Raw genomic sequence first — 10890 nt, forward strand, 5'->3', positions numbered from 1 at the left:
GAGGGTATTTGCCGTACCCAAGTCAATCGCGATGTCACTCGTGAGGAAGTTAAACAATCCAGCCATTTTAAAGCTTTAATGGGTTTATAATTTTAATTTGGTCGCAAATTTACAACTATTATTTGCAAAATATTTCTAAAAAGTTGAAAAAGTATTGAAAAACAGAAAAGTATGCTCTTTTGAGGTGCAGGTTTTTCAAGTATGCGTCGATTTTTTAATAAAATAGGTACTTTATAAGCATATTTACTTATCAAACACCTGTTTTTATAACAAAAAAAGCATTGTTGTTATTGTTCAAGAAATACTTGTTTTTGTAATATTGTTCATAAAATCTCGGTTTTATGTCATGCTTAAGGGCGAAGTAATTCGTTAAACGAAAAAAATACTATCTTTGCTACTCGACACATTATACTAACCAGAGAAAAGAGCAGGAACATAAATCATAGAACATGGGAGTTCGTTCGATACTTAGTAAACCCATAGCAGCGTATGTGGTTGCACAGCAAAAGAAGTGGATGGCTCGTTCGGCAGAAGTACAAGCCGAATGGAGAGAAAAATTAGTAAGCCAAGCTGCTCAAACAGTTTTCGGTCGTGACCATCATTTCAAAGACATTCATTCGTATGATGATTTCAAACAGGCCGTTCCGATTCGTGATTACGAAGACCTTAAACCCTATATCAAGCGAGTAACCGAAGGTGAAGAAAATATACTTTGGAATGGGAAACCGCTTTATTTTGCCAAAACTTCGGGTACTACTTCAGGTACAAAGTATATTCCAATTTCGAAAGATTCTATTGATAATCATATCAGTTCGGCACGAAATGCCCTCTTGAATTATATTCACGAAACAGGTAATTCTAAATTTTTAGATAATAAGCTCATTTTTCTTTCAGGAAGTCCAGAAATGACCGAAAAAGCAGGTATTAAAACTGGTCGTTTGTCGGGAATTTCTACGCACCACGTTCCTGCTTATTTACAAGCTAATCGTTTACCCTCTTACGAAACAAATTGTATTGAAGACTGGGAAACGAAATTGGAAAAAATCATTGATGAAACCATCAATCAACCTATGAGCCTTATTTCGGGCATTCCACCATGGGTGCAGATGTATTTCGACCGTATTCAGGCTCGTACGGGTAAAAAGATTAAAGATGTTTTTCCAACATTCGATTTATTCGTTTATGGGGGCGTAAACTTCGAACCATATCGTGCGAAACTATTCGAATCTATCGGAAAGAAAATCGATTCGGTTGAGCTATTTCCTGCTTCAGAAGGATTTTTTGCTTACCAAGATAAGCAAAACAACGAAGGAATGTTGTTATTGCTTAATACTGGTATTTTCTATGAGTTTATTCCCGCAGAAGAGTTTTTCAATGAAAAGCCTACTCGTTTGAGCATCGAACAAGTAGAATTGGGTAAAAATTATGCTCTTATTGTGAATAATAATGCTGGACTTTGGGGATATTCGATTGGGGATACAGTGAAATTCGTTTCGTTGAATCCTTATAGAGTTATTGTTTCGGGAAGAATCAAACACTATATTTCTGCTTTTGGCGAACACGTTATTGGTGAGGAGGTGGAGAAAGCCATGAAATATGCCTGTGAACGCCAACCAGAAGTAGAGATTGTGGAATTTACAGTCGCACCAATGGTTACACCTGCCGAAGGTTTGCCTTATCATGAATGGCTTATTGAATTTGCCGTACCACCAAGAGATATAGAGCAGTTCAATAACGATTTAGATAAGCGAATGACCGAACTGAATGTGTACTATGATGACCTAATTACAGGAAGTATTCTTCGTAAATTGGTCATTACATCTCTCCATAAAAATGCATTTATAGACTATATGCGTTCACAAGGAAAATTAGGTGGACAAAACAAGGTTCCGCGTCTATCAAACGACCGTAAGATTGCAGATGCCCTTCATAAAGCATAAATTAAGTGTAGAGACAAGGCATACCTTGTCTCTAATACTAGATTAAAAAAATAATTCGGCACTTATAATTCATAACTCATAATTAATATCCTCCATCTATCAAATACTAAACTTACTTTTCTGTATATACATATATTTTTGTAAACAGAAATAAAATAATAAACTATAACCGTATATGTTACAATTTTTGAAATATGTTTTTGCAACGATTGTCGGCATCTTTCTTTTCACAGTTCTTAGCTTCTTTTTGTTACTAGGAATCGGAAGTTTGATGTCGAGTTCTGACACTAAAACTGAAGTTGCTGCAAATTCAGTACTTAAACTCGATTTGAATCAAGTAATCCGTGAAAACGCTCCAGAAGAAGACCCACTGAATGATATTTTATCGGGCGGAAATTCACCGGGCCAAGTAAGTTTGCCACAAATCAAAGAAGCTTTGGCTAATGCAAAAATCGACCCGAACATTAAGGGAATTTATTTAAAAGCTGAAAACCCGATGGCAGGTTTTGCTACTTTGAAAGAGGTGAGAGAATATTTGTTAGATTTTAAGAAGTCAAATAAGTTTATTTACTCTTATGCTGAAACCATGACTGAAGGTGGCATTTATTTAGCTTCAGTAGCAGATAAAAGCTATATAACTCCAGCTGGAGGCGTAGATTTTAATGGTTTGAGTGCCAACTATACTTTCATGAAAGGCCTTTTTGAGAAAATTGGTGTAAAACCCGAAATTTTCCGTGTGGGTGAATATAAAAGTGCAGTAGAGCCATTTTTCTTGACAAAAATGAGTGATGCAAATCGCGAGCAAACGCAATCGTTCATCTCAGATATCGCTAATAATTTTTACGGAGATATTGCATCAGCACGTAAGCTTTCTTTGGAAGAAGTAAATACAATTCTCAATAAAGCCTTGATTCAAGAGCCATCAGATGCAGTGAAGTACAAAATTCTAACAAACACTGGCTATTGGGATGAATTCGAAACCGCACTTCGCCACGAATTAGGTTCTGAAAAAGATAAAAAGATAGAATACATAACTTTAAATAAATACCTCAAAGCCGATAAATTGGTAAAAGAAGGTAGTAACTCAAACCGTATTGCAGTAATTGTCGGTGAAGGAGATATTCTTTCGGGCGAAAGTCAAGATGGTACAATTGGCTCGGAAACTATCGTAAAAGAATTGCAAAAAGCCCGAAAAGATAGTAAAATCAAAGCGATTGTATTACGTATCAATTCAGGTGGTGGAAGTGCCTTGGCTTCTGATGTGATGTGGAGAGAAGTAGAATTGACTAAAAAAGTAAAACCAGTCATTGCTTCAATGGGCGATTATGCTGCTTCGGGAGGGTATTACATGGCAATGGGTTGCGATACCATTGTGGCTCAGCCAACTACACTCACAGGCTCGATTGGTATTTTTGGGGTGATGTTTAATGTGGAGAAGTTGATGAACGAAAAGTTAGGTGTAACGTTTGATGGCGTGAAATCTCACGAATATGCCAATTTCCCATCTGCTACTCGCACAATGACTGATGCAGAGAAAAATATGATTCAAAATGGGGTGAATAAAGGTTACGAAAGCTTTACTTCTAAAGCTGCCAAAGGCCGCCACATGAGTGTAGAGAAATTGAAAAGTCTTGCAAGTGGTCGTGTTTGGACAGGCTCACAAGGCAAAGCCAACGGATTGGTGGATATTTTGGGTGGTATTGATGTGGCTATTAAAGTAGCAGCACAAAAAGCTAAACTAAAAGAGGGCGATTATAGAGTAAAATATCTTCCAATACAAAAATCAAGTATTGAGACACTCATCGAAAAATTTGGTAATGACCAAGAAGATGCAAAACTTAAAGCGTATTTAGGCGATTTTGCTCCGTATGCCAAGCAACTCAAAAATCTTCAAAGCATGGATAAAATTCAAGCCAGAATGCCATTTGAGTTAGAGATAAAGTAAGACTTCAAATAAATAATCACCGAAAGGAGAAAGAAATTGAGTACCTTTGTGCTAAATTCTTTCTCCTTTTTGATTTTGTAGGACAGGTTTCTAAGCTGTCTTCATGCAAGAATCAGTAAAAAAGGTGATATGTTAGTAATATGAAAACTCCAAAATTAATAGAAGCGAAGTTTGTTACGAGTGCCGCCGACTATCGAAAATGTCCGCCGCCAACCAAACCCGAATATGCCTTCATTGGCCGTTCGAACGTTGGGAAATCTTCGTTAATAAATATGCTGGCGGGTAATAAAAACCTAGCCAAAACCTCACAAGTTCCTGGGAAAACGCAACTTATTAATCACTTCGAGATTAATAAAAAGTACTATATTGTTGATTTGCCAGGCTATGGATTTGCCAAAGCTCCTAAAAACGAACGAGAAAAATGGGGCGATATGATTGGAAATTATTTAGCTAATCGAGAAAGCCTTGTTTGTGTGTTTGTGTTGATTGATATTCGCCACGAACCACAAAGAGTTGACTTAGAATTTCTCGATTTCTTGGGTGAGCGTGATGTACCTTTTTGTCTAATTTTTACGAAAGCGGATAAAGTAGGAGGGCTTACTGCGGAGAAAAACGTTGAGTTATTTAAAAAAACGATGCTATTGAGCTGGACGAAAATTCCTCAATATTTCATTACTTCATCGGAAAGACGTCTTGGGCGTGATGAAATATTGCAAGCAATCGAAGAGATGAATCTGTCTTTTACGAAATAATTTGTACTTTTGCACCGTTATAAATAACGCCGAAAGAAATTAAAGAAATATCGTTGAATGTCGTTGATTGACAAACAACTAAACAAAAACAATATAATTTATCAAATGGAATTATTAAGAGATATTGCCCACATTTCAGGTAAAAGCGGTTTGTATAGAATTTTGAAACCCGGACGTGGTGGGGTGATTGTTGAAACACTCGATGACAAAAAGCAAAAAGAAATGGTAAGTTCAAATGCTCGTGTATCGGTATTGAAAGACATTTCTATTTATACTGAAGACCCAAATACGTCAATTCCTTTAAGTGATATTTTCTTGAAGGCTCGTGAAATTCACGGAGAGAAAGTTGATTTCGACTTCAAAAATGCTTCAAATACTCAAGTTTTTGACCTTTTTGGTGCAATTATGCCTGAGTTCGACCGTGAGCGTGTATATGCTTCAGATGTGAAAAAAATCATTACTTGGTATAATATTCTTTCGGCTACCATGCCAGAATTATTTGTGCCATCGGCTGAAACTGCTGAAGAAGCAAAAGCATAATTCTTGAAATAAGATATTTTGAAAGCCCATCATTGCTGATGGGCTTTCTTGTTATATAACTATTTTTATATCCTCATTTAGGCGATTTTAATCGCTGTTTATTTCAACACAACCGTCTTCCCAGTTTTTGATGATTTCACGGCAGCATCTAAAATTTCCATCGCTACCATGTTTATCTTTAAAGAACCCAAATCGTTTTCTGATTTTACTTTACCACGTGCCACCGCAGCAAAGTAAGTAAAAGCATCGTTCATGGGTGTTTCGAGAGGTGTTACGGCAATTTTTTCTTCGGGAAGTGCATTTCTATCGCCTTTTCTGATTGTCATTTGAGGCGATTTATCGGCAAAAATATAGCCTGTTTTTCCATAAACTTCAATGTCTTTTCTATCAAAAGGCCAATTCCAAGAACCTTGAAAAATTCCTTGAGCTTTAGGGTAAGTTACCACAATCGTCGCTTCATCGTCAACGTTTGGATATATTTCTGGTTTAATAGTTTGTGTAATGGCTGTCACAGAAGTAGGTCTTTCACCCTTCATAAGCCAAGCCATAATATCCGCACCATAACAACCAAAATCAATAATTGCTCCACCGCCGTTTTTTATGGGGTCAGTAAGCCAACTAAAAAATTCATTGCTAACCCCAATCTCTTTGGGCCCACGATGTCCATCATGAATAACCACTTTTCTTATATCCCCAATAGCATTTTGCTCATGAATCATTCGAAAAGTCTGATGATTGCTGGCGTACCAAGTAGTTTCATAGTTAGTTAATAATTGAATATGGTGTTTATTGGCCAAGGCTTCCATTTCTTTAGCATGGGCAAAGTTTACAGCAAGCGGTTTTTCAACCATTACATGTATGCCTTTGGGAGCACATTTTTGTACGGTTTCGAGGTGCTCAATGATACTTCTAAAATCACAAACCGCTTCGGGTTTGGCTTTGGTTATCATTTCTTCGAGGCTCGAAAACCAAAGACTTTCGGGCAAATTATACTTCTTCAATAATCTTAAGGCCAATTCTTTATTGGGTTCGGCAAAACCTACAATTTCTACTCCTGCTCGATTAGGATTGTGTAAGATTTGATAAACGTGGTCGTGGGTCATGCCTACGATTCCCATTTTTACGTTTTTTTCTTGTGCGAATACAACAGATAGGCTTAGAAATAAGCCCCAAAAAAGAAGTTTTTTCATTAGTTTGTAAGGTTGAGTTTATCAAATTTAACCAAAAACCACATCGAAGACTATTTTTTCAGAAAAGTTTTCACCAGAAAACCTATTTTTGCGTTATTGTTTCAAATAAACAAAAACTATCGACCGTGGTCGGTGGTCTAGCGACTATCACATGTCAATAAAAATTCAAAATCTAAGTAAAGTTTATGGCACCCAACGTGCCGTTGATGATATATCTTTCGAAGTTGCCAAGGGCGAAATCGTTGGCTTTTTGGGCCCCAATGGTGCAGGAAAATCTACGACGATGAAAATCCTTACGGGCTATCTACCTGCCACCGATGGTTCGGCTGTGGTTAATGGTTTCGATGTAAAAATATCGCCCATGGAAGTAAAAAAGAGCATTGGATATTTGCCTGAGCATAATCCACTTTATTTGGATATGTATGTGCGTGAATTTCTTGAATTTGTGGGTTCGCTTTATGGTTTAAGAGGTAAAACTTTAGAAATTAAAGTAGCCGAAACCATCAAAATGGTGGGTTTAGATTTAGAAAAACATAAAAAAATTAGTCAATTATCTAAAGGCTATCGCCAACGTGTGGGTTTAGCACAAGCTCTTATTCATAACCCAGATGTGCTAATTCTAGATGAGCCTACTACTGGTCTTGACCCCAATCAATTGGTAGAAATTCGAGAATTGATAAAATCGGTTGGGCGAAATAAAACAGTTATTTTTAGCACCCATATTATGCAGGAAGTAGAAGCTATCTGCGACCGCGTAGTGATTATTAATCGAGGAAAAATTGTAGCTAATGGTACCCTTTCCGAACTCAAACAAGGCGGAAAAGGTATTGAGGAAGTTTTTCGTGAACTAACAGCGTAACGCAACTTTCAAATTTGTGTTACAAAAAATATAAGACATGCTCGAAATTTGTAGTTTTTCTTTAGAATCTTGCCTAACTGCTCAAAATGCAGGTGCTGGCCGTGTAGAATTATGTGGTGGGATGTTTGAGGGGGGTACAACTCCATCGGCTGGATTGATTCGTTTGGCACGTAAGCATCTTCATGTCAAACTCTATGTAATGATTCGCCCGAGAGGAGGCGATTTTTGTTACTCCGATGCTGAATTTGCCGTTATGAAAGAAGATATTCAAACGGCGAAAGATTTAGGGGCTGATGGCGTAGTTTTCGGAATTTTAAATCCTGATGGAAGCATTGACCAAATACGTACTTCAGAATTAGTTCGTTTAGCGGCACCTTTAAAAGTAACTTTTCACCGAGCATTCGATGTGGCTAATAACCCCATTCAAGCATTAGAAGATATTATAGCGTGTGGTTGTGAAAGAATTTTGACTTCGGGCCAAAAAAACACTGCCATCGAAGGAATTGATTTGCTTAAAACTTTGGTTGAAAAATCTCAAAATCGTATTGAAATTATGGCTGGAAGTGGAGTTTCTGCTCAAAATGCCCAACAATTTTTATCAGTTGGTGTGCGTGCACTACACATGACAGGCAAGGGGATTCAAGAAAGTAAAATGATTTTCCGAAAACCCGATGTGAGTATGGCTAGTGCGGCATTAAGCAATGAATTTGAAATTTATGAAGCAGATTTTGAGAAATGCAAGGCAGTAGCTGCATTGCTACCTGCCTAAACATTTCAAAGTGTTGTGTGGAATACGTTACCCTTAAAATAGCTTTTTCATAAAATTTGTGTATAATACACTTAATGGCAATGAACTGGATGTAAGCGATTAACTTAATTCATCGGCACTTGGGCCGTAACTTCCAGGAATCGGAATATCTAAAAGGCGTAAGAAAACTCCTAATTGAGCACGGTGGTGAATTGTTTGGCTCAAGGCATTGCGTATGGTTTCAGCCTTCGTGATATCCATGTAAATCTGGTCACCCGCACGAAGTACCCAAGATTCTGATAATTTACTTTCATTTTCAGGAACCAATACCGAACGACCATCAGCAAAGCATTCTTCAAAATAAGCCAATAATTCAGCTCTATTGTTGATTACCTTTGGTTCGTAAGGAGTTTGGGCAAAATCCAATTCATCAGTCGTAATACCATAGGTAATCCAAGTAGGTAATTCTGCAATGTGTGTAGCTAATTGACGAATCGTCATACTTTTTGGGTGTGGCTGCCAATCTAATTTGTCATCTGGAACAATCGACAAAAACTTACGAGTAGTAGCCGATTCTTGTTCTAATTCTTGGAGGTACATTGCAATAAGTGACATATTTTTTTGAAGTTTTTGGTTAACAATACAAAGAAAATATGTCCTACTGACAACCCTATGTCAGTGTGTTTAGAAGAATTTTTTCGCAAACAAAAAATTAATAATTCACCGGAATCTGAGGCATATATTCACTCACTTCAATGTGGTCAGTTTTCTTGAAAGGCTTGTAAGTATCTTCAATTTTCGACATTCTTGAAACATTAAAATCACGGTATCCATTGCGTTTGTGGCACCACGCAATTAAATGCCATCCGAAAGCATAAAAAATGAGCCCGATTGGCTCAGCTTGTCGGTGGCTAGATTCATCTTTGTTATTGCGATACGAAAAAGAAATAATGGTCTTTGAGGCAATGGTATGTTGTAGAATCGAAAGGTGTTCGTAATCTTGCGTAAGTCGTTCAGGTACTTGATATTTGATATTATTGGTTAGAAACTCGGCTTTTTCTTTTTGTTGAGAAGGTAAAATCGACTTTATTTTGTTGAGTGCGTTAGTGTAATGTTTTTGAATAGATTTATCAGTAAAGCCATAAACCAACGATTCGGTTAATAAAAGGGCATTGGCTTCTTCAGTAGATAAAGCAATCGGTGGAAGAAAATAACCCTGCATTACAAAGTATCCTTTGTTGGGTTCGAAACTCAGTGGAATCCCTGATTCGCACAAAGCTTTTAAATCTCGATAGACTGTTCGAACACTGATTTTAAATTTTTCAGCAATCTTCTCAGCCGAAACATATTTTCTTGATTGTAATAAGGTTAAAATTCCAAAGAGGCGGTCGATACGGTTCATTTTTGTAGTACTTTTTCATAATTTTCTCACTCTTCAAATATACGTTTGTTTCCGAAAAGATACAATTGTAGGTAATAATAAGGCAGGCAAACGATACTTGACTCTTTGTCCGAAGGCGTACTTGACTTGTCCGTTTTCGGACAATTTTATTTTTGCGTTAAGAGTAAAATTATTGATAATCAATTAGTTATGTTTATGGCATAAGTTTTGGCATATAGGTATTGCTGTTTAATTTAGGGTTTGGACAGTAATACACAAAATTATGAAAAAGCTTTTTGCCTGACGATTAAATTAATAAACTAAAAGATTGAAGTATCAATTTGATAGTCAAAATTTCAAGAAAAAAATATCGTCCATGCAACTTTTATGAAAAAAGATTGTCGTTTCCGAAATTACTTTTTGTAACCTTTTCAAAGTAAGTAGGTATTCATAATTGCTTAATAAATGTTAAAAACAGTTTTGTTAACTTTTATTAATACCTACCAAACGACAATTACTGGTAGTTTTGTGCCCCAAGCACAGAACTATACAAAAACAACAATTATGAAAAAGCTATTTTTACTATTTCTGGTGCAGTTTTGCATCAGTGTACACTACTCGTTTGCCCAAGCAACAACACCCCGTTCGCTTCCTGCCAAACGTACAAACAAACCCGTAATTATTGATGGTAAACTGAATGACTTGGCTTGGCAAGATGCCGCCAAAGCTGATGATTACACTGAATTTCGACCTGTGATTGGCCGAAAAGAAGAAAAGGGAAATCATACCGAAACTTTTTTGATGTATGATGACGCTGGGATTTATTTTGGCGGCACTTGCTTCGAACGAAATGTAGATAGCATTGCGAAGGAATTGGCAGGACGAGATGGTTTCGGAATGAACGATTATATTGGTTTAATTTTCGATACTTATAATGACAAACTTAATGGTTTTGAGTATTTCGTTACACCACTCGGCGAACAGTGGGATGCCAAAATGACACCCAACCAGAATGATAATAATGGAGGCGAAGATTTTAGTTGGAATGCTGTCTGGAAAAGTGCCGTAGTGATTCATGACAAAGGCTGGAGTTTTGAAATGTTTTTGCCTTATTCGGCCATTCGTTTTAGCAAAGACAAAGTACAAAATTGGGGCTTGAATATTACCCGAAGAAGGCGAAAAACTGAACAACAATATACTTGGAATGCCATTAACCCCAATGTAAACGGCTTTTTGACACAAGAAGGACAATGGACTGGTATTTCTGATATTAAACCACCACTACGTTTGCAGCTGTTTCCGTATTTTTCGGTTTATGCAAATCATTTTCCGAGTAATACAGTAGAACAAAAAGATTGGACAAATCAGGTTTCGGGAGGATTAGATTTAAAGTTAGGTCTCAATCAGGCTTTTACACTCGATGCCACCTTAATTCCAGATTTTGGGCAGGTGCAAAGCGATAACAAAGTGTTGAATCTTACGCCTTTTGAGGTGAAATTCAACGAATATCGTTCTTTTTTTACGGAAGGTACTGA

The 10890-nt window shown here is 37.0% G+C and carries 10 protein-coding genes; 7 read left to right on the forward strand and 3 right to left on the reverse strand.

Annotated elements, in window-relative coordinates; genetic code table 11:
- Positions 1-449 precede the first annotated feature (449 nt).
- The 4 genes from A6M55_RS10200 to A6M55_RS10215 all read left to right on the forward strand — a co-directional run bounded on the left by A6M55_RS10200 (position 450) and on the right by A6M55_RS10215 (position 5177).
- Positions 450-1940 carry a GH3 auxin-responsive promoter family protein gene (locus A6M55_RS10200; RefSeq protein WP_064197496.1) on the forward strand — a complete coding sequence of 497 codons (1491 nt, stop codon included), beginning with the start codon at positions 450-452 and terminating at the stop codon, positions 1938-1940.
- A gap of 175 nt (positions 1941-2115) precedes the next feature.
- Positions 2116-3885, forward strand: a complete 1770-nt coding sequence (gene sppA, locus A6M55_RS10205) for a signal peptide peptidase SppA (protein ID WP_064197497.1) — start codon at positions 2116-2118, stop codon at positions 3883-3885.
- Between the two features lie 140 nt (positions 3886-4025).
- Positions 4026-4637 (forward strand): ribosome biogenesis GTP-binding protein YihA/YsxC, encoded by a 612-nt coding sequence (yihA, locus tag A6M55_RS10210; RefSeq protein ID WP_015028533.1) that lies wholly within the window; start codon positions 4026-4028, stop codon positions 4635-4637.
- A gap of 105 nt (positions 4638-4742) precedes the next feature.
- Entirely contained in the window at positions 4743-5177 is a 435-nt protein-coding gene (locus A6M55_RS10215) for a DUF5606 domain-containing protein (protein ID WP_064197500.1), read from the forward strand.
- A gap of 98 nt (positions 5178-5275) precedes the next feature.
- Here A6M55_RS10215 and A6M55_RS10220 read toward each other — a convergent pair whose 3' ends face one another.
- On the reverse strand, positions 5276-6367 hold the full coding sequence (locus A6M55_RS10220; RefSeq protein WP_064197498.1) for a Gfo/Idh/MocA family protein: 1092 nt from the start codon (positions 6365-6367) through the stop codon (positions 5276-5278).
- A 151-nt stretch (positions 6368-6518) separates the two neighbouring features.
- Here A6M55_RS10220 and A6M55_RS10225 point away from each other — a divergent pair, with 151 nt between their 5' ends.
- Both A6M55_RS10225 and A6M55_RS10230 read left to right on the forward strand, forming a co-directional pair.
- Positions 6519-7226 (forward strand): ATP-binding cassette domain-containing protein, encoded by a 708-nt coding sequence (locus A6M55_RS10225; protein ID WP_064197499.1) that lies wholly within the window; start codon positions 6519-6521, stop codon positions 7224-7226.
- Positions 7227-7263: 37 nt separating this feature from the next.
- Positions 7264-7995, forward strand: coding sequence for a copper homeostasis protein CutC (locus A6M55_RS10230; protein ID WP_015028537.1), 732 nt, complete (start codon positions 7264-7266; stop codon positions 7993-7995).
- Between the two features lie 99 nt (positions 7996-8094).
- Here A6M55_RS10230 and A6M55_RS10235 read toward each other — a convergent pair whose 3' ends face one another.
- Positions 8095-8589, reverse strand: coding sequence for a DinB family protein (locus tag A6M55_RS10235; protein ID WP_015028538.1), 495 nt, complete (start codon positions 8587-8589; stop codon positions 8095-8097).
- Between the two features lie 97 nt (positions 8590-8686).
- The gene (locus tag A6M55_RS10240; protein WP_015028539.1) at positions 8687-9376 is read right to left on the reverse strand and encodes a YafY family protein; all 690 of its coding nucleotides are present in this window, start codon (positions 9374-9376) and stop codon (positions 8687-8689) included.
- A gap of 543 nt (positions 9377-9919) precedes the next feature.
- On the opposite strand from A6M55_RS10240, the gene A6M55_RS10245 reads away from it, so the two are divergent.
- The coding region (locus tag A6M55_RS10245) for a carbohydrate binding family 9 domain-containing protein (RefSeq protein WP_197491691.1) at positions 9920-10890 on the forward strand (971 nt) is incomplete at its 3' end.

This window comes from Emticicia sp. MM, assembly GCF_001649495.1.